The sequence below is a fragment of the Cyanobium sp. ATX 6A2 genome, from assembly GCF_024346355.1.
GTDB lineage: Bacteria > Cyanobacteriota > Cyanobacteriia > PCC-6307 > Cyanobiaceae > NIES-981.
On the sequence record NZ_JAGQCU010000007.1, the window covers coordinates 17629 to 33295 of the forward strand.

The 15667-nt window shown below is 67.0% G+C and carries 26 protein-coding genes; 1 reads left to right on the forward strand and 25 read right to left on the reverse strand.

Features of this window, described 5'->3' with window-relative positions; all coding sequences use genetic code 11:
- Positions 1–13: 13 nt before the first annotated feature.
- Entirely contained in the window at positions 14–1204 is a 1191-nt protein-coding gene (gene alr / locus KBY96_RS08065) for an alanine racemase (protein WP_254978980.1), read from the reverse strand.
- Between the two features lie 93 nt (positions 1205–1297).
- On the opposite strand from alr, the gene KBY96_RS08070 reads away from it, so the two are divergent.
- On the forward strand, positions 1298–1843 hold the full coding sequence (locus tag KBY96_RS08070) for an HNH endonuclease (RefSeq protein ID WP_254978856.1): 546 nt from the start codon (positions 1298–1300) through the stop codon (positions 1841–1843).
- Here KBY96_RS08070 and prfA read toward each other — a convergent pair.
- The 24 genes from prfA to rpsC form a co-directional block, all read right to left on the reverse strand.
- The gene (gene prfA / locus KBY96_RS08075) at positions 1840–2928 is read right to left on the reverse strand and encodes a peptide chain release factor 1 (RefSeq protein ID WP_254978857.1); all 1089 of its coding nucleotides are present in this window, start codon (positions 2926–2928) and stop codon (positions 1840–1842) included. The two genes, KBY96_RS08070 and prfA, sit on opposite strands and share 4 nt — an antisense overlap.
- Before the next feature lie 122 nt (positions 2929–3050).
- Positions 3051–3350, reverse strand: coding sequence for a 50S ribosomal protein L31 (rpmE, locus tag KBY96_RS08080; protein ID WP_254978858.1), 300 nt, complete (start codon positions 3348–3350; stop codon positions 3051–3053).
- 2 nt (positions 3351–3352) lie between these two features.
- Positions 3353–3754 carry a 30S ribosomal protein S9 gene (rpsI, locus tag KBY96_RS08085; RefSeq protein ID WP_254978859.1) on the reverse strand — a complete coding sequence of 134 codons (402 nt, stop codon included), beginning with the start codon at positions 3752–3754 and terminating at the stop codon, positions 3353–3355.
- Positions 3751–4203 carry a 50S ribosomal protein L13 gene (gene rplM, locus KBY96_RS08090; protein ID WP_254978860.1) on the reverse strand — a complete coding sequence of 151 codons (453 nt, stop codon included), beginning with the start codon at positions 4201–4203 and terminating at the stop codon, positions 3751–3753. The genes rpsI and rplM overlap by 4 nt, the downstream gene beginning before the upstream one ends.
- A gap of 163 nt (positions 4204–4366) precedes the next feature.
- Positions 4367–5308, reverse strand: coding sequence for a tRNA pseudouridine(38-40) synthase TruA (gene truA / locus KBY96_RS08095; RefSeq protein ID WP_254978861.1), 942 nt, complete (start codon positions 5306–5308; stop codon positions 4367–4369).
- Between the two features lie 49 nt (positions 5309–5357).
- Positions 5358–5708 carry a 50S ribosomal protein L17 gene (rplQ, locus tag KBY96_RS08100; protein ID WP_254978862.1) on the reverse strand — a complete coding sequence of 117 codons (351 nt, stop codon included), beginning with the start codon at positions 5706–5708 and terminating at the stop codon, positions 5358–5360.
- Positions 5709–5743: 35 nt separating this feature from the next.
- Positions 5744–6682 carry a DNA-directed RNA polymerase subunit alpha gene (locus tag KBY96_RS08105; RefSeq protein WP_254978863.1) on the reverse strand — a complete coding sequence of 313 codons (939 nt, stop codon included), beginning with the start codon at positions 6680–6682 and terminating at the stop codon, positions 5744–5746.
- Positions 6683–6733: 51 nt separating this feature from the next.
- Positions 6734–7126 (reverse strand): 30S ribosomal protein S11, encoded by a 393-nt coding sequence (gene rpsK, locus KBY96_RS08110; RefSeq protein ID WP_254978864.1) that lies wholly within the window; start codon positions 7124–7126, stop codon positions 6734–6736.
- Positions 7127–7365: 239 nt separating this feature from the next.
- A complete protein-coding gene (gene rpsM, locus KBY96_RS08115; RefSeq protein WP_254978865.1) occupies positions 7366–7731 on the reverse strand; it encodes a 30S ribosomal protein S13 in 366 nt (121 codons plus the stop codon).
- A 79-nt stretch (positions 7732–7810) separates the two neighbouring features.
- Entirely contained in the window at positions 7811–7924 is a 114-nt protein-coding gene (gene rpmJ, locus KBY96_RS08120) for a 50S ribosomal protein L36 (RefSeq protein ID WP_006173336.1), read from the reverse strand.
- 60 nt (positions 7925–7984) lie between these two features.
- Entirely contained in the window at positions 7985–8539 is a 555-nt protein-coding gene (locus KBY96_RS08125; RefSeq protein WP_254978866.1) for an adenylate kinase, read from the reverse strand.
- 61 nt (positions 8540–8600) lie between these two features.
- Positions 8601–9920, reverse strand: a complete 1320-nt coding sequence (secY, locus tag KBY96_RS08130; RefSeq protein ID WP_254978867.1) for a preprotein translocase subunit SecY — start codon at positions 9918–9920, stop codon at positions 8601–8603.
- A gap of 114 nt (positions 9921–10034) precedes the next feature.
- The gene (gene rplO / locus KBY96_RS08135; protein WP_254978868.1) at positions 10035–10484 is read right to left on the reverse strand and encodes a 50S ribosomal protein L15; all 450 of its coding nucleotides are present in this window, start codon (positions 10482–10484) and stop codon (positions 10035–10037) included.
- A 9-nt stretch (positions 10485–10493) separates the two neighbouring features.
- Positions 10494–11141, reverse strand: a complete 648-nt coding sequence (rpsE, locus tag KBY96_RS08140) for a 30S ribosomal protein S5 (RefSeq protein WP_254978869.1) — start codon at positions 11139–11141, stop codon at positions 10494–10496.
- 14 nt (positions 11142–11155) lie between these two features.
- On the reverse strand, positions 11156–11521 hold the full coding sequence (gene rplR / locus KBY96_RS08145) for a 50S ribosomal protein L18 (protein WP_254978870.1): 366 nt from the start codon (positions 11519–11521) through the stop codon (positions 11156–11158).
- 32 nt (positions 11522–11553) lie between these two features.
- Positions 11554–12093: a 50S ribosomal protein L6 gene (gene rplF, locus KBY96_RS08150; RefSeq protein ID WP_254978871.1), complete on the reverse strand. Its 540-nt coding sequence runs from the start codon at positions 12091–12093 to the stop codon at positions 11554–11556.
- Between the two features lie 15 nt (positions 12094–12108).
- On the reverse strand, positions 12109–12510 hold the full coding sequence (rpsH, locus tag KBY96_RS08155) for a 30S ribosomal protein S8 (RefSeq protein WP_254978872.1): 402 nt from the start codon (positions 12508–12510) through the stop codon (positions 12109–12111).
- A gap of 20 nt (positions 12511–12530) precedes the next feature.
- Complete coding sequence (gene rplE, locus KBY96_RS08160; RefSeq protein WP_254978873.1) at positions 12531–13070, reverse strand: 50S ribosomal protein L5; 540 nt, start codon at positions 13068–13070, stop codon at positions 12531–12533.
- 102 nt (positions 13071–13172) lie between these two features.
- Positions 13173–13529: a 50S ribosomal protein L24 gene (rplX, locus tag KBY96_RS08165; RefSeq protein WP_254978874.1), complete on the reverse strand. Its 357-nt coding sequence runs from the start codon at positions 13527–13529 to the stop codon at positions 13173–13175.
- Position 13530: 1 nt separating this feature from the next.
- Positions 13531–13896 carry a 50S ribosomal protein L14 gene (gene rplN / locus KBY96_RS08170; RefSeq protein WP_254978875.1) on the reverse strand — a complete coding sequence of 122 codons (366 nt, stop codon included), beginning with the start codon at positions 13894–13896 and terminating at the stop codon, positions 13531–13533.
- Between the two features lie 13 nt (positions 13897–13909).
- On the reverse strand, positions 13910–14161 hold the full coding sequence (gene rpsQ / locus KBY96_RS08175; protein ID WP_254978876.1) for a 30S ribosomal protein S17: 252 nt from the start codon (positions 14159–14161) through the stop codon (positions 13910–13912).
- 17 nt (positions 14162–14178) lie between these two features.
- Positions 14179–14415, reverse strand: a complete 237-nt coding sequence (gene rpmC / locus KBY96_RS08180; protein ID WP_254978877.1) for a 50S ribosomal protein L29 — start codon at positions 14413–14415, stop codon at positions 14179–14181.
- A 2-nt stretch (positions 14416–14417) separates the two neighbouring features.
- Positions 14418–14912 carry a 50S ribosomal protein L16 gene (gene rplP, locus KBY96_RS08185; protein WP_254978878.1) on the reverse strand — a complete coding sequence of 165 codons (495 nt, stop codon included), beginning with the start codon at positions 14910–14912 and terminating at the stop codon, positions 14418–14420.
- Positions 14913–14928: 16 nt separating this feature from the next.
- Positions 14929–15657: a 30S ribosomal protein S3 gene (gene rpsC / locus KBY96_RS08190; protein WP_254978879.1), complete on the reverse strand. Its 729-nt coding sequence runs from the start codon at positions 15655–15657 to the stop codon at positions 14929–14931.
- Positions 15658–15667 lie beyond the last annotated feature (10 nt).

The following is a 15667-nucleotide window of genomic DNA, read 5'->3' on the forward strand; positions in this document are numbered from 1 at the left end:
CTCGAAGAGCTTATCAGCGCGCCGTGGATCCACCGCCGCAGGCCAGCCTGGGCAGCCGGTGCTTGAAGCCGCAGAGGATCTCCCAGGGGATGGTGTCGCAGCGAGCGCTCCACTCACTCGGGGTGATCTCCTGGTCACCATCGCCGCCGAGCAGGGTGACCACCGCTCCCACCTCCAGGGCCGGGCAATCGGTGGCATCCACGATCAGCTGATCCATCGTGATCGCACCCACCTGGGGCAGCCGCTGCCCGCGGAACAGCACCTCCAGCTGGTTGCTCAGGGCCCGCGGCACCCCATCGGCGTAGCCGATCGCCAGCACGGCCAGTCGGCTCGGCCGCTGGGTGCGGAAGCGGTGGCCGTAGCTCACCCCCACCCCCGCCGCCAGCTCACGGATGAGGCTGACGCGGGCACGCAGGCGCATCGCCGGCTGAAGCGCCACCACCCCGCTCAGGTGGGTCGCCGGCGGGTGCCCGTAGAGGGCCAGCCCCACCCGCGCCAGGTCGTAGTGCAGGCCGGGGTTGCTGAGGGCGCCGGCGGAATTGGCCAGATGGCGGCACACCGGATCGAGGCCCTGCTGCTGAAGGCTGGTGAGTACGGTCTCAAAGCGCTGTTGTTGCTGCCTGGTGAGGCCATCGTCCTCGCCGGGGGGGAGATCGGCGCTGGCCAGGTGGGTGTATACGCCGGCCAGCTGCACCGCCTCGAGCTCCGCGATCGCCGCCACCAGCTGGGGGCCCTGCTCCCAGTCCACCCCCAGGCGCGCCATGCCCGTGTCCAGCTTCAGCTGCAGCGCCATCCGGCGGCCCTGGCCGCTGGCCAGGTTGTGGCAGAGCAGGGCCTCCCGCCGGCCGCTGATGGTGGGCATCAGGCGCCAGTGCAGGCAGGAGCGCAGTTCCTGCTCATGGCAGAGACCGCCGAGCACGAGCACCGGAGCCTCGATGCCGGAGCGGCGCAGTTCGATGCCCTCGGCCAGAGTGGCCACCCCCAAACTGGAGGCCCCGCCGGCAAGCGCCGCGCGGGCCACGGTGAGGGCCCCATGGCCATAGCCATCGGCCTTGACCACAGCCATCAGTTCACTGGTGGCGAGATGGCGACGCAGGGACCTGGCGTTGGCCTCGATCGCCGCCGCATCCACCTCTACCCAGGCGCGTTGGCGCTCCAGCCCGGAGGTCTCCGGCGGCTGGGGTGACGGCTCGCTGCCGGCCAGCCGGCCTGGCTTGGTGGCCTGGGTCACGGAGTGGCATCTGGATTCCATCTAGCATCGCCCCTAGCTGCCTCCCTGGCGTGGGCCGGTGCTGAGATGGGCCATGTTCTCGTCCTGAATGCGTCCTACGAACCGCTGAATATCACCAGCTGGCGGCGCGCCATGGTGATGTTGCTCAAGGGCAAGGCCGAAGGCCTCGAGCACGATCCGGCCCGGGTGATTCGTGAAGACCTGCTGCTGCCCACGGTGATTCGCCTGCGTCAGTTTGTGCGTGTGCCCTACAAACCGCTGCCGCTGACGCGCCGCAATCTCTTCCAGCGCGATGGTCATCGCTGCCAGTACTGCGGCTACAGCGGTGAACGGCTTTCGATTGACCACATCCTTCCCCGCAGCCGTGGCGGACCCGACAGCTGGGAGAACGTGACCACTGCCTGCCTTCCCTGCAACGTGCGCAAGGGCAATCGCACGCCCCGCGAGGCAGCCATGGCCCTGGCGCGGCGCCCCCACCGCCCCCTCAGTGGCCCCGGCTTTGAGGCCTCCCGGCTGGTGCGCGCCGGGTTGCATCGTGAGTGGGCCAAATATGTGATCGGCCTTGAGGTGCTTGACGCCGACACCGGAGACGGCATCCGCCTGGTGGCCTAGGTGGCGGTCAGCTCCTCCAGCTGCTGCGCCTGGTCGGCGGCGATGCAGGCGCCGATTAAGTCACTCAGCTCGCCGTTGAGCACTGGCTCGAGGGTGAAATTGCGGCCCAGCCTGTGGTCAGTGACCCGGTTGTCCTTGTAGTTGTAGGTGCGGATCTTCTCGCTGCGGTCGCCGCTGCCCACCTGGGCCAGGCGGGCTGAGCGTTCGCGGGCATGGGCCTGGGCCAGCTCGCGCTCGTAGAGCTTGGCCCGCAGGATCTCCAGGGCCAGCTCGCGGTTCTGCAGCTGGGAGCGCTGCTGGGTGCAGAAGATGCGGATGCCGCTGGGGCGGTGGAACAGGTCCACGGCCGTCTCCACCTTGTTCACGTTCTGGCCGCCTGCGCCGCCGGAGCGGGCGGTGCTGATCTCCAGATCGCCGGGCTCGATCCGCACCTCCACCGGATCGGCCTCGGGCATCACCGCCACCGTGGCCGTGGAGGTGTGCACCCGGCCCTGGGATTCGGTGGCCGGCACCCGCTGCACCCGATGGACGCCGGCCTCGAACTTGAGCTGGCTGAACACCCCCTCGCCCCGAACGGCCAGGATCAACTCCCGGTAGCCCCCCAGCTCGGCCTCCGAAGCGCTCACCGGATCCACCCGCCAGCCCGTGCTCTGGGCGAAGCGCTCGTACATGCGGGCCAGGTCGCCGGCCCAGATCGCCGCCTCATCTCCCCCCGCCCCGGCACGGATCTCCAGCATCACGCTGCGGGCGTCGCGGGGGTCGCTGGGCAGCAGGGCGAGGGTGAGTCGCTGCCGCAGCGCTGCAATCTCCCGATCCAGCTGGATCAGTTCCTCAGCGGCCAGGGCGGCCATGGCCGCGTCGTCGCGCTGCTCACGCAGCAGGTCGCCGGCCTGGCGGTGCTCCTGCTCCAGTTGCTGCAGGCGCTGCTGGTCGAGCACCAGGGGTTCAAGCCGGGAGCGCTCGCGGGCAATCCGCTGCAACTGGGCCGGGTTTGAGGCCACATCGGGATCGGCCAGCTGCCGCTCCAGCGTTGCGAAGGTGCGGCGGGCCGTCTCCAGGCGCTCGTGCAGCAGGGAAGGGTCCATATCGGGATCCTGGCAGCGTCCGCTGCGGCAGATCAGCACAAAGCCGGATACCTGGTGGCATCCGGCCGTTGACAGCCCCCAAGGGCGAGGCGACTCAGGCAGTGGCGCTCAGAAAGTTGCGCTCAGGCCTCGGCCTCAGAGGGGTTGGCCTCGGAGGAGCTGGCCTTCGAAGCGTTGCCCTCGCTGGGCTTGGCCTCTGGGCTGGCGCTGCTGGGGCCGGCCATGCCGTATTTGCGCATGAAGCGATCCACCCGACCTTCGGTATCGAGGATCTTCTGGGTGCCGGTATAGAAGGGATGGTTCCCACTCCACACGTCGACGTGGATTTCGGGATGGGTGGAGCCGGTGGTCATCACCACCTCCCCATTGCAGATCACCTTGGCGTCGGGATACCAGGTGGGATGGATATCGGCCTTGGGCATGGTCAGCGCTTGGAGAACTGGGGAGCTTTGCGGGCTTTCTTCAAACCGTACTTGCGACGTTCCTTGGCGCGGGGGTCGCGACTGAGATGGCCCTCGGTTTTGAGGGGGCCACGGTTCTCAGGGGAGAGGTCACACAGGGCACGGGCCGCCCCCTGCTTGATGGCGTCTGCCTGACCGGTGAGGCCGCCTCCGCGCACGTTCACCAGCAGGTCGTACGCGCCCTCCAGACCCAGGGTCTGCAGGGGGGCCTTGACGGCCGCCAGATAGACGGGGTTGTAGTTGAGGTAGTTGTCCCCGGGGCGACCGTTGATGGTGACCGATCCACTGCCAGGCACCACCCGCACGCGGGCCACGGCGGTCTTGCGGCGACCGGTACCCCAGTAGACGACGTTGGAGGAGCTCATCGGGCAGCAGCGGCGGGATCGAGGGCGAGAACCTGGGGATTCTGGGCAGCGTGGGGATGGTCGCTGCCCTTGTAGACCTTCAGCTTGCGGAACAGCTGGCGGCCCAGGGTGTTGTGGGGGAGCATGCCCTTCACGGCCTTCTCCACGATGCGCTCGGGAATCCGGGCCTGGAGGTGGGCGAAGGTTTCGGTCTTCATGCCCCCGGGGCGGCCGGAGTGACGCCGATACAGCTTCTGGGTGGGCTTGTTGCCGCTCACCCGGATCCGCTCGGCATTGATGATCACGACGAAATCGCCGGTGTCGAGGTGGGGGGTGTAGCAGGGCTTGGTCTTGCCCCGGAGCACGGAGGCCACCTCGCTGGCCAGACGGCCGAGCGTCTGATCCGCTGCGTCCACCAGATACCACTGGCGGTCAATCGAATCGATGGAGGGGAGGGGAGTTTTGTTCATAGCGCCTGGTCGGGCACCGGCAGGCCGTAGGGGGCGGAGCGGCGTTGCTCGCGTTGTCCTCAACCTACCGCTTGGCCCCTGGGGGCTCTGCGGCTCGGCGGTTGGGGCAGCAGGGCTGCGATGCAGCAGCCACAGCTGGTGGGCATCTCCGGTGTGGAGAGTGTCAGCGGGGCGGATCAACTGGCTCGGCATCCAGGCTTGGGCCTGATGTGCCGGGATCCCGGAGGTGTTCCGGTGGCCGGAGACCTGACGGCCCACAGGCCAGTGGATCGCAGCCCGGTGGATCACATGGATCCAGCTGATACCGCGGCTGGCAATCATACCAGGCGGCCTGTGGGAACACGGGCTGCGGATAGCCCACGCGCAGCAGGCACAGTCCCTGGGGGGGAGCGGCTTCCTTCACCGCCGCCCGCTGCCCCTGGCGCCAGCGCCGCTCAAAGTCGTCGGCCTGCAGCCGCCCCTCCCCCAGGGCCACCAACTGCCCCATCAGCAGCCGCACCATGCCGTAGAGGAAGCCGCTGGCCTGCAGTTCCACGGTGATCAGATCTCCCTGGCGCAGCACCCGAGCGTCCTGGAGGCAGGTGCGGCTGTGACGGCGGCGACTGCCGGAGCGCTGGAAGGCCGCGAAGTCGTGCTCGCCCAGCATCGGCGCCAGGGCCGCGTCCATGGCGGCCTCGGCGATCGGCCGTTGGTAGCGGTGCCAGCTCCACGGCGCCAGGAACAGGTTGGGCCGGGCGCCGTTGTAGATGGTGTAGCGGTAGCGGCGATAGCTGGCCGAGAAGCGCGCATGCCAGTCGGGCGGCACCGTGGTGGCGGCGCGCACGCGCACGGTCTGCGGCAACCGGCCATTGAGCGCCTTGGGCCAGCGCTGAGCCGGGATCGGTCCGGCGCAATCGAAGTGCACCACCTGGGCGGCAGCATGGACCCCCGTGTCGGTGCGACCCGCAGCCACACAGCGACCCGATCCCTGGGGATCGAGTGCAGCGAGCGCATCCTCCAGCGTGGCCTGCACGCTGGAGGCGTTCTGCTGGCGCTGCCAGCCATGGAAGGCGCTGCCGTCGTATTGCAGGCAGAGCGCGACGCGACGCAGCCCGGGGCTGGACATCAGGGCAGCATGGTGCTGCTGGGGCACCTGGAAAGGTGCCTGGTGGGTCTCAGACCAGTTCGATGATCGCCATCTCGGCGTTGTCGCCACGGCGCGGCACCGTGCGCAGGATGCGGGTGTAGCCACCGCTGCGGTCGCCGTAGCGGTCTTGGGCCTTGTCGAACAGGGCGTGCACGAGCTGTTTGTCGTAGATGTAGCCAATGGCGCGGCGGCGGGCGGCGAGGCTGCCGTCCTTGGCCAGGGTGATCATGCGCTCGGCCTCATCCCGCAGAGCCTTGGCGCGGGCCTTGGTGGTGGTGACCCGCCCTTCGCGGATCAGCTGCGTGGTGAGGCCGCGCAGCATGGCCTTGCGTTGGTCGGCGGGGCGTCCCAGCTGGGGGACTCGGCATTGGTGTCGCATGGTGCTTGGGTCGGGAGGGGGTCGAAGGCCGCCGATCAGGCGCTGGTGCGGCTCTGGGGCAGGGTGATGCCGATGCGCTCAAGCGCTTCGATCACTTCATCGGCTGACTTGGAGCCGAAGTTCTTGATCTCGAGCAGATCTTCATAGCTGAAGCCCATCAAGTCGCTCACCGAGTTCACCTGGGCGCGCTTGAGACAGTTGTAGGCGCGCACCGAAAGATTGAGTTCTTCCAGGGGGATCTGGGCTTCGGCTGAAGGCTCCGGTTCCTGGCCAGGCTCTTCCTCGGCGGTGAGGCTGGCCAGGGGCTGGAACAGGGCGATCAGTTGATTGGCCGCCTGGGCCATGGCGTCATCGGGGCTGAGGCTGCCGTCGGTCTCGATCTCCAGCCGCAGCCGCTCGCGCGCTGAGCCACCCTCACCCACCGCGGTTTCATCCACCGTGTAGTTCACCCTCTGGACGGGCTTGAAGACGGCGTCGATCTGAAGCAGATCGATGGCGCTGGTGTCCTCGGTGTGGCGGTCGACGGGCCTGTAGCCCACACCCCGCTCCACATGCACCTCCAGTTCCAGGCTGTGACCATCGGCCACCGTGGCGATCAGGCGGCTGGAATCGATCACCTGGACCTGGGAGGAGAACTGCAGATCAGCAGCGGTGACGGTGGCTGGCCCCGTGGCCACCAGACGGCCGATCTCCAGCTCGCGGCTGCGGCTGTTGACGGCGATCTGCTTGCAGTTCAGCAGGATGTCGAGCACGTCCTCGCGCACCCCCGGAACGGTGGCGTACTCATGGTTCACCCCGGCGATGCGCACAGCGGTGATGGCGCTGCCCTCGAGGGCACCGATCAGCACCCGACGCAGGGCATTGCCGAGGGTGGTGGCCTGTCCGCGGTCGAGCGGACCAATCAGGAAGACCCCGGTCTGCGAGCGGTCGTCGTCGACCTGATGCTCGATCCGGTCAATTTGGTAGTGCAGCACGGCTGAAGGCTCGGAGGGTTGGTGGGCGTCCCGCAGAGGGGGAGGGGAGGCTCAGACGCGACGACGCTTGGCACGGCGGCAGCCGTTGTGGGGCAGCGGCGTGACGTCGCGGATCAGGGTGATTTCCAGGCCTGCCACCTGGAGGGCGCGGATGGCTGTTTCCCTGCCGGAGCCCGGGCCACGTACCAGCACCTCGATCTGGCGCATGCCCTGGTCGAGGGCCCGGCGGGCGGCGGCTTCAGCGGCGGTCTGGGCGGCGAAGGGGGTGCCCTTGCGGGCTCCCTTGAAGCCGCTGGCACCGGCTGAACTCCAGGCGATCACTTCACCGGCCGTGTCGGTGATCGACACGATCGTGTTGTTGAAGGTGCTCTGGATGTGGGCCACGCCGTTGGGAACGTTGCGCTTGGTCTTCTTGGGACCGGACTTCTGGGGAGGCTTGGCCATGGGAGAAACCTGCTGGTGCAGGGAGGTGTTCGGGTAGAGACGGAGGTTCTGGTGACGGCGCGGCGGTGACAACTGGAGGCCCGATCCATGGCCCACCCGCAAACGGATACCCACAGCGGTGGGGTCTTGCGGTCGGTTGAGGAATCGGGACCATCAGCAGACCGAGAGCCCCAAGCAGGGGATGGCCGGCAGAGCCCGGGGGTGGTGGGGGGAGGCCCCAGCGCGTGGGGGCCGTGGGGTTACTTCTTCTTGCCCGCCACGGTCTTGCGCGCCCCGCGGCGGGTGCGGGCATTGGTGCGGGTGCGCTGGCCGCGCACGGGCAGCCCGAGGCGATGGCGACGGCCGCGCAGGCAGCCGATGTCCTGCAGGCGCTTGAGGGCCATGCCCTCCTGGCGGCGGAGGTCTCCCTCGAGCGTGAAGCTGTCGGCGGCACCGCGCAGCTTCTGCACGTCGCCGTCGCTGAGATCCTTCACCCGGATGTCCGGGTTCACGCCGGCTTTGGCGAGAATCTTCTGGGCGCGGGTGAGACCGATCCCATACACATAGGTGAGGGCAATCTCAACCCGCTTGTCGCGGGGGATATCGACGCCGGCAATCCGAGCCACGGGCAAACAAGTGAAGGGCAGAAAAAGCACACCGCAAGGGTGGGCAAGGGTGGCCCCTGGGGGCCATGGGCCAGAGCTCTCAGCCCTGGCGCTGCTTGTGCTTGGGGTTGGTGCAGATCACCATTACCCGGCCGTGGCGACGGATCACCCGGCACTTATCGCACATCTTCTTGACTGAGGCACGCACCTTCATGGCAGTGTGCTCTCCAATTTTGCAAACCGACAACCTATCACAGCGGTCAACCCTGCCATCTCACTCCAGCAGGGCGGTGATGCGCGCGCCGATCTGCTCCACGGTTCCGTGGGCTTCCACCGGCTTGAGCAGGCCTTGCTCCCGGTAGTAGTGGATCAGAGGCGCGGTCTGCTCGCGGTACACCTCCAGACGGTGGCGGATGACATCCTCGTTGTCGTCGGCACGGCCACGGCTGAGCAGGCGCTGGATCAGCACCGCATCGTCGAGTTCCAGGAGCACCACCAGCTCGATCGGCTGGCCCAGCTCAGCGAGCAGGGCCGCCAGGGCCTCCGCCTGGGGCAGGTTGCGCGGGAAACCATCGAGCAGCCAGCCGCCACCTTCGGCCTGCCCCTGGAGCCGCTGCCGCACGATGGCCAACACCAGGGCATCGCTCACCAGTTCACCGCGGGCCATCACCGCTTCGGCCTCCTGGCCCAGGGGGCTGCCGGCGGCCACTTCGGCCCGCAGCAGGTCGCCGGTGGAGAGGTGCAGCAAGCCATGGGTGCTGGCCAGCAGCTGGGCCTGGGTGCCTTTGCCGGCGCCGGGAGGGCCGAGGAACAGGAGACGGTGCTTCATCGCGGGCGGAGCCTGAAAACGTGGGTGGGTGGTTGCGGGACCTGAAGGCAAGCCTCCCCGATCACTGACGCACCATGCCCTCATAGCGCTGGGAGATCACGTAGGTCTGCACCTGCTTGGCCGTGTCGATGGCCACGCCCACCAGGATCAGCAGCGAGGTGGCGCCGAGGCCCTGGAAGGTGCGCACCTGGGTGGCTCCCTCCACGGCGGAGGGAATGATTGCCACAGCCCCGAGGAACAGACCACCGAGCAGGGTGAGCCGATTCTGCACTCCACTGAGGTAGTTGGCGGTGGCGGACCCCGGCCGCACCCCGGGGATGGCCACGCCGCCCCGCTTGAGGTTGGTGGCGATGTCCACGGGGTTGACCGTGAGGGAGGCGTAGAAGAAGGAAAAGCCGCAGATCAGGGCGAAGAACAGCAGGGCGTACAGCCAGGGGGTGCTGCTGTTGGGGTTGAGGTAGCCAGCCAGCTGGATCAGCCAGGGGGCTCCGGTGAGGTTGGCGATGGTGAGCGGCAGGAACACCACAGCCGAGGCAAAGATGATCGGCATCACCCCGCCGGCGTTGAGCTTCAGGGGCAGGTAGCTCTGGCGAGCGGCCAGCACCCCGGCCCCACCCACCTGGCGCTTGGCACTCACGATCGGGATGCGGCGGTTGCCCTCCTGCACGAAGATGATGCCCACGATCGTGACCAGGAACACCAGCACCAGCACGACGATGCCGCCCACGGTGCTGCGATCCCCGCTCTGGGCCAGCTCGATGGTGGAACCCAGGGCTCTGGGCAGGGTGGCCACGATGTTCACGAAGATCACCAGCGAGGCGCCCTGACCGATCCCCCGCTCGGTGATCACTTCGCTGATCCACATCACCACCATCGAGCCGGTCACCAGCGCCAGGGCGGTCTGGATCACGAACACGGGTTCCGACAACCCCTGGGTGGCGTACTGGCGCAGGATCAGGGCGAAGACGATGCTCTGCAGAATCCCCCAGCCCAGGGCCACGTAGCGGGTGATCTGGGCGATCTTGCGCCGGCCGGCCTCACCCTCGTTCTTCTGCAGGTCCTCAAGCTGGGGAATGGCCGCCGTGAGCAGCTGGATGATGATCGAGGCGTTGATGAACGGCAGGATCCCCAGCGCGAACACGCCCAGGGTGGAGAGGCCCCCGCCGGTGAAGATGTCGAGGAAGCCGATCAGCTGACCGCCGCGGGCCAGGAACTCCTGAAAGGCCACCCGGTCGATTCCGGGCACCGGGATGTAGATGCCCAGACGCACCACCAGAAGCAGGCCGAGGGTGGTGAGCACCCGGTCGCGCAGTCCCTTGGACTGGATCAGCTGGCCGAGAATTTCGCCGGCACTGGGATTGCGTCCCCGACTGACGAGCATGGTGACTGGGGCGTGTGGGAGGAACGGTGGTTCGCAAAAAGCCGCCCGCCGGACGACCGGTCGGACGGCTCAGACCCTAGGGCCTCGGGGGAGGACCTCAGGCAGGACGTGCACTCAGATCAGCTCGCAGCTGCCGCCGGCGGCCTCGATCTTGGTGCGGGCACTGGCCGTGAAGGCGGCTGCCTGCACCGTGAGCGTCGCCGTCAGCTCGCCATCACCGAGGATTTTCAGAGGGTGCTTGGGGCTGGTGACAATGCCGGCCTCGACCAGGGACTCGAGCGTCACCGTGCTGCCCGCCGGGCAGTCGGCGAGCTTGCCCACATTGAGGACGGTGAAGGACTTGGGGTTCACCAGCTCAAAGTGCTTGAGCTTGGGGATGCGCCGGTAGAGGGGCATCTGACCACCCTCGAACCCGGGACGGGTGGGACGGCCGGAGCGGGACTTCTGGCCGCGCATGCCGAAGCCGCAGCTGGCGCCCTGACCGGCGGCGATGCCGCGACCCTTGCGCAGCTTGCGACGCCGGGCCCCGGGGTTGGATTTGAGGGACTGGAGAGTGATGCTCATGGCGAGGCCTCAGGAATAGATCTGCTCGAGGGAGATGCCCCGCTCCTGGGCGGTCTCCTTGTGGGTGCGCAGCAATCCCAGGGCGTCGATGGCTGCGCGGGCGTTGTTGAGGGGGGTCTTGGAGCCCAGACGCTTGGCCAGGACGTTCTTGATGCCGGCCAGCTCCAGCACCGTGCGGATCGAACCGCCGGCGATCACCCCGGTGCCCGGTGCGGCGGGGCGGATCAGCACACTGGCGGCACCGTCGTGACCATTGCTGAGGGTGGGGATGGAGCTGTGACGGGTGAGGGGCACCTTCACCAGGTGCTTCTTGCCATCGGCCACGCCCTTGCGCACGGCGCCGATCACATCGCCGGCCTTGCCGACGCCGACGCCCACCTGGCCCTTTTCATTGCCCACGACGACGATGGCCCGGAAGCTCATCTTCTTGCCGCCCTTCACCGTCTTGGAGACGCGACGGATCTGCACCACCCGCTCCTGCCATTCGGAATCGCGCTCCTGGCCGCGGCGGCCATCGCGTCCACGACCGCCGCGGCGGTCGCCGCCGCCCCGGCCTTCACTGCGTCCGCGGCGCTCCTGCTGGCCACCAGCTGCCGCCGGCACATCGGCTGCCGCCGGGACGTTGCTGGTCTGAACTTGATCGTTGGTTTCGGTCATGGTGAGAGCAGGGATCAGAACTGAAGGCCCGCTTCCCGGGCGGCATCAGCCAGGGCCTTGACCCGGCCGTGGTACAGGTTGCCGCCGCGATCGAAGACCACCTGGGAGATGCCCTTGGCGAGGGCTCGCTGCGCCACCAGCTGGCCCACGGCCAGCGATGCATCGCAGCTGGCAGGGCCCTTGAGGTTGGAGCGGAGCTCCTTGTCGACGGTGGATGCCGAGCAGAGGGTGCTCTGGGCGTCGTCGTCGATCACCTGGGCATAGATGTGGTTGTTGGAGCGAAACACGGCCAGACGTGGACGCACGGCGGTGCCGCCGAGATGGCGGCGCAGCCGGCGATGACGTTTCTGGGTCTGCTGTTTGCGGGAAAGGGAAGACATGGGAAAACAGGGTAAAGGCGCTCAGACAGACCTCATTTCTTGCCGGTCTTACCGGCCTTGCGCAGGATGCGTTCGCCCTCGTACTTGATGCCCTTGCCCTTGTAGGGCTCGGGCGGGCGGATCGCCCGTACCTTGGCGGCCTCATTGCCCACGAGTTCCTTGTTGGCACCCGACACCACCACGGTGGTGTTGCCCTCCACCGCGAAGCTGATGCCATCGGGCGGGGTGAGTTCCACCGGATGGCTGTAGCCGGCGCTCACCACCAGCTTCTTGCCCTGCACGGCGGCCCGGTAGCCCACACCGGTGATCTCGAGCTTGCGGCTGAAGCCCTGGCTCACCCCTTCGACCATGTTGGCCACCAGGGTGCGGCAGAGACCGTGGCGCTCGCGGCAGCGGCGGCTGCTGCTGACCGGTGCCACCACCAGGGTGGTGCCCTCATGGCTGATGCTCACCCCCTCGGGCAGGGTGCGGCTGAGTTCCCCTTTGGGCCCCTTGACAGTGACGTCGAGGCCGTTGAGGCTGACGCTCACCTTGTCGGGGACAGGGATGGGTGCTTTACCGATACGTGACATGGATCGTTCTCCTGATCAGTAGACGTAGCACAGCACTTCACCGCCCACGCGCTGCTTGCGGGCGTCGCGGTCGCTCATCACACCCCTGGAGGTGGAGATGATCGCCACTCCGAGGCCGCCGAGCACCTTCGGCAGCTGGCGGTTGTTCTTGTAGATGCGCAGGCCGGGCTTGCTGACGCGCTGCACCGAGCGGATGGTGGGCTGGCGGTGCTTGCCGCTGTACTTCAGCTCAAGCACCATCTGGCGCCGGATGCCTTCGCCTTCCTCGCTGATGCCAGCGATGAAGCCCTCCTGCTGGAGCACATCGGCGATACTGCGGAGCAGCCTAGAGGCGGGGATGCTGGTTGTTTCGTGCCGCTTCTCACTCGCATTGCGGATGCGGGTGAGCATGTCGGAAATGGGGTCGTGATTGGCCATGGATCAGGTCCGAAGAGGGCTCAGTTGCTGCGGAACGGCATTCCCATCTCGCGGAGGAGGGCCCGGCCCTCTTCGTCGTTACGGGCAGTGGTCACGATCGTGACGTCCATGCCACGAATCGCATCGATCTTGTCGAAGGAGATTTCAGGGAAGATGATCTGTTCGCGGATTCCCAGGGTGTAGTTGCCGCGTCCATCGAAGCTCTTGGGGCTCACACCGCGGAAGTCGCGGATGCGGGGCAGAGCCAGGTGGATCAGGCGCTCCAGGAAGGCGTACATGCGCTCACCTCGCAGGGTGGTGACGACCCCGATCGGCATGCCCTGGCGGATCTTGAAACCGGCGATCGCCTTTTTGGCCCGGGTCACCACCACCTTCTGTCCGGTGATGGTGGCGAGTTCCACGATGGAGGCCTCGAGGGCCTTGGCGTTCTGCGCCGCTTCGCCGAGACCACGATTGACGGTGACTTTCACCACCTTGGGGACCTCGTGGATGTTGGAGAGATTCAGATCCTTGAGGAGTTTGGGCTGAATCGTCTCCCGATAGCGCTGTTTCAGGGACATGACGGGGGAGGGGGGATGCGCTTCTGGTCGGGGTCAGAAGGCGGGCGGAGATCGAAGAGGAGGACAGAGGACGAGGGCTGGAGGGGAGGCCGGAGGCGGCGCTCAATCCAACACTTCTCCCGTTTTCTTGAGGCGGCGCTTTTTCATGCCGTCCTGGTCGACCACGATCTCCACTCGGCTGACCACCTTGTTGGTGGTGGAGTAGAGCATCACGTTGGAGGCATGCAGTGAGGCCTCTTCGGTGACGATGCGACCGGTTTCGCCTTCCTGGGTGGGCTTCACATGGCGGGTGCGCAGGTTGATGCCCTGCACCACCACCCGGTTTTCATAGGGCAGGGTGCGCAGGACCTCACCGGTCTTGCCCTTGTCCTTGCCGGCGATCACCTGCACGGTGTCGCCCTTCTTGATGCGCAGCTTGATGCGCACGGCCGCTTTGGCCCTCGGGGTTGCTGTTGCCATCTCAGATCACCTCCGGGGCGAGGGACACGATCTTGGTGAAGTTGCGCTCGCGCAGCTCCCGGGCAACCGGCCCGAAGACGCGGGTGCCCTTGGGGTTGTTCTCGGTGCCGAGAATCACTGCGGCGTTGTCATCGAAACGGATCGCATTGCCCGTTTCGCGTCGCAGGGTGGCGCGCGTGCGCACCACCACGGCCTTGACCACATCGGACTTCTTCACGCCCATGTTGGGCATGGCGTCCTTGACCGCGGCCACGATCACATCACCAACGTGGGCGTAACGGCGGTTGCTACCCAGCACGCGGATGCACTGGATGCGCTTGGCGCCGCTGTTGTCGGCGACGTTGAGGAACGTTTCCTGTTGAATCATTGTTCGGTCCTCCTCAGTTGGCGTTGGTGGTGGTGATCACCTCGGCCACGGTCCACCGCTTGGTGCGGCTGAGCGGACGGGTTTCGGTGATGCGAACCCGATCACCAACCTTGCAGCCGTTGGTTTCATCGTGAACTTTGTAGCGCTTGGTGCGGCTCACCGTCTTTTTGTAGATGGGGTGGGGGAAGCGGTTTTCCACCGCGACCACCACCGTCTTGTCCATCTTGTCGCTGACGACGGTGCCGACCCGTTCCTTGGTTGCCATGGGAATCGAGGGGGGAATCAGGAGGCGATTTCTGCCGAGGTGGCAGTGGTGCTGCCGGAGCGTTGACGCTCGTTGCGCACCGTCAGCAGGTGGGCCAGCTTGATGCGGGCTGCCTTGAAGCGGTGGGGATGTTCCAGCCGGCGTATCGCCTGCTGGAAGCGCAGATCGAACAGTTCACGCCGGGTGGCGTTGATTCGTTCATCGAGCTCGCTGTCGGCGAGCTGGCGCACATCGGTGATCTCGGGACGGGCCATGGTCAGGACTCCAGGGAAACGGCGGGCGCGGCAGCCTCAGAGCCGCTGGCCTCGGACGCGGTGACCGCGGCTGCGGCCTCTTGGTCGGCCAGGGTGAGGAACTTGGTCTTGACCGGCAGTTTGTACTGGGCCAGTCGCATGGCCTCCTGGGCGATTTCGGGGGTGATGTCGACCCCACCCATCTCAAACAGGATCCGGCCAGGCTTGATCACGGCCACCCAGAATTCGGGGTTGCCCTTACCGGAACCCATGCGGGTTTCGGCCGGGCGCATGGTGACGGGCTTGTCGGGGAAAATCCGAATCCAGATCTTGCCGCCCCGCTTGACATAGCGGGTCATGGCGCGGCGGGAGGCCTCGATCTGGCGCGAGGTGATCCAGCCGCACTCCTGGGCCTGGAGGGCGTATTGCCCGAAGGCAATGGTGTTGCCGCGGGTGGCGATACCGCGCATGCGGCCGCGCTGTTGCTTGCGGAATTTGACGCGTCGTGGACTCAGCATGGTTCAGGCCTCCTGATCACTCGCGGTTGGAGCGGTCTTCGAACTGTTGGGGCTGCCGGCTTGCCCGGCGGCGGGGGGCGGCACCCATGGGGGCCTGGTCCTGCTGACCAGGCAGCACCTCGCCCTTGAACACCCACACCTTGATGCCCAGCACCCCGTAGGTGGTGGTGGCCACGCGGGTGGCGTAATCGATGTCGGCCCGCAGGGTGTGCAGCGGCACCCGGCCTTCCCGGGTCCATTCTGTGCGGGCGATCTCGGCGCCGTTGAGCCGTCCGCTCACCTGGATTTTCAGGCCGAGCACGCCAGCCCGCTGGGCGCGCTGCACGGCCATGCGGATCACGCGGCGGAAGGCCACGCGCTTCTCCAGCTGCTGGGCGATGTACTCGCCCAGCAGGAAGGCATCGGCGTCGACACGCTCCACCTCCACCACATTGATGCGCACCTGGCGCTGGGCGTCGCCCACGGTCTTCTGAATTCCGGCGCGCAACTCCTCGATGCCGCTGCCCTGTCGGCCAACCAGCACCCCGGGACGGGCGGTTTTGAGTTCCACTTCGAGCTGGTCGGCCTTGCGGGCGATCAGCACATCGGAAATGCCGGCGGAACCGTATTTCTTGTGGATGAACTTGCGGATGCGATCGTCCTCCTGAAGGAGGGTCGGGTAGGTCTTGCTTGGGGCGTACCAGCGGGAGCGGTGGTCCTGGGTGATCCCCAGGCGCAGGCCGGTTGGATGGATCTTGTGTCCCATCGGTCGGTGT

What these genes read in the sequence shown, in the direction of transcription:
- rplP (WP_254978878.1), bottom strand. Translation starts at nt 14,912, where the DNA reads ATGCTGAGTCCACGACGCGTCAAATTCCGCAAGCAACAGCGCGGCCGC.
- rplM (WP_254978860.1), bottom strand. Translation starts at nt 4,203, where the DNA reads ATGAACAAAACTCCCCTCCCCTCCATCGATTCGATTGACCGCCAGTGG.
- rpsE (WP_254978869.1), bottom strand. Translation starts at nt 11,141, where the DNA reads ATGACCGAAACCAACGATCAAGTTCAGACCAGCAACGTCCCGGCGGCA.
- KBY96_RS08125 (WP_254978866.1), bottom strand. Translation starts at nt 8,539, where the DNA reads ATGAAGCACCGTCTCCTGTTCCTCGGCCCTCCCGGCGCCGGCAAAGGC.
- rpsI (WP_254978859.1), bottom strand. Translation starts at nt 3,754, where the DNA reads ATGAGCTCCTCCAACGTCGTCTACTGGGGTACCGGTCGCCGCAAGACC.
- rplF (WP_254978871.1), bottom strand. Translation starts at nt 12,093, where the DNA reads ATGTCACGTATCGGTAAAGCACCCATCCCTGTCCCCGACAAGGTGAGC.
- rplR (WP_254978870.1), bottom strand. Translation starts at nt 11,521, where the DNA reads ATGTCTTCCCTTTCCCGCAAACAGCAGACCCAGAAACGTCATCGCCGG.
- rplQ (WP_254978862.1), bottom strand. Translation starts at nt 5,708, where the DNA reads ATGCGACACCAATGCCGAGTCCCCCAGCTGGGACGCCCCGCCGACCAA.
- rpsC (WP_254978879.1), bottom strand. Translation starts at nt 15,657, where the DNA reads ATGGGACACAAGATCCATCCAACCGGCCTGCGCCTGGGGATCACCCAG.
- rpmC (WP_254978877.1), bottom strand. Translation starts at nt 14,415, where the DNA reads ATGGCCCGTCCCGAGATCACCGATGTGCGCCAGCTCGCCGACAGCGAG.
- prfA (WP_254978857.1), bottom strand. Translation starts at nt 2,928, where the DNA reads ATGGACCCTTCCCTGCTGCACGAGCGCCTGGAGACGGCCCGCCGCACC.
- KBY96_RS08070 (WP_254978856.1), top strand. Translation starts at nt 1,298, where the DNA reads ATGGGCCATGTTCTCGTCCTGAATGCGTCCTACGAACCGCTGAATATC.
- rplO (WP_254978868.1), bottom strand. Translation starts at nt 10,484, where the DNA reads ATGAGCATCACTCTCCAGTCCCTCAAATCCAACCCCGGGGCCCGGCGT.
- truA (WP_254978861.1), bottom strand. Translation starts at nt 5,308, where the DNA reads ATGTCCAGCCCCGGGCTGCGTCGCGTCGCGCTCTGCCTGCAATACGAC.
- secY (WP_254978867.1), bottom strand. Translation starts at nt 9,920, where the DNA reads ATGCTCGTCAGTCGGGGACGCAATCCCAGTGCCGGCGAAATTCTCGGC.
- rpsQ (WP_254978876.1), bottom strand. Translation starts at nt 14,161, where the DNA reads ATGGCAACCAAGGAACGGGTCGGCACCGTCGTCAGCGACAAGATGGAC.
- rpmE (WP_254978858.1), bottom strand. Translation starts at nt 3,350, where the DNA reads ATGCCCAAGGCCGATATCCATCCCACCTGGTATCCCGACGCCAAGGTG.
- rpmJ (WP_006173336.1), bottom strand. Translation starts at nt 7,924, where the DNA reads ATGAAGGTGCGTGCCTCAGTCAAGAAGATGTGCGATAAGTGCCGGGTG.
- rpsH (WP_254978872.1), bottom strand. Translation starts at nt 12,510, where the DNA reads ATGGCCAATCACGACCCCATTTCCGACATGCTCACCCGCATCCGCAAT.
- rplN (WP_254978875.1), bottom strand. Translation starts at nt 13,896, where the DNA reads ATGATTCAACAGGAAACGTTCCTCAACGTCGCCGACAACAGCGGCGCC.
- rpsK (WP_254978864.1), bottom strand. Translation starts at nt 7,126, where the DNA reads ATGGCCAAGCCTCCCCAGAAGTCCGGTCCCAAGAAGACCAAGCGCAAC.
- rplE (WP_254978873.1), bottom strand. Translation starts at nt 13,070, where the DNA reads ATGTCCCTGAAACAGCGCTATCGGGAGACGATTCAGCCCAAACTCCTC.
- rplX (WP_254978874.1), bottom strand. Translation starts at nt 13,529, where the DNA reads ATGGCAACAGCAACCCCGAGGGCCAAAGCGGCCGTGCGCATCAAGCTG.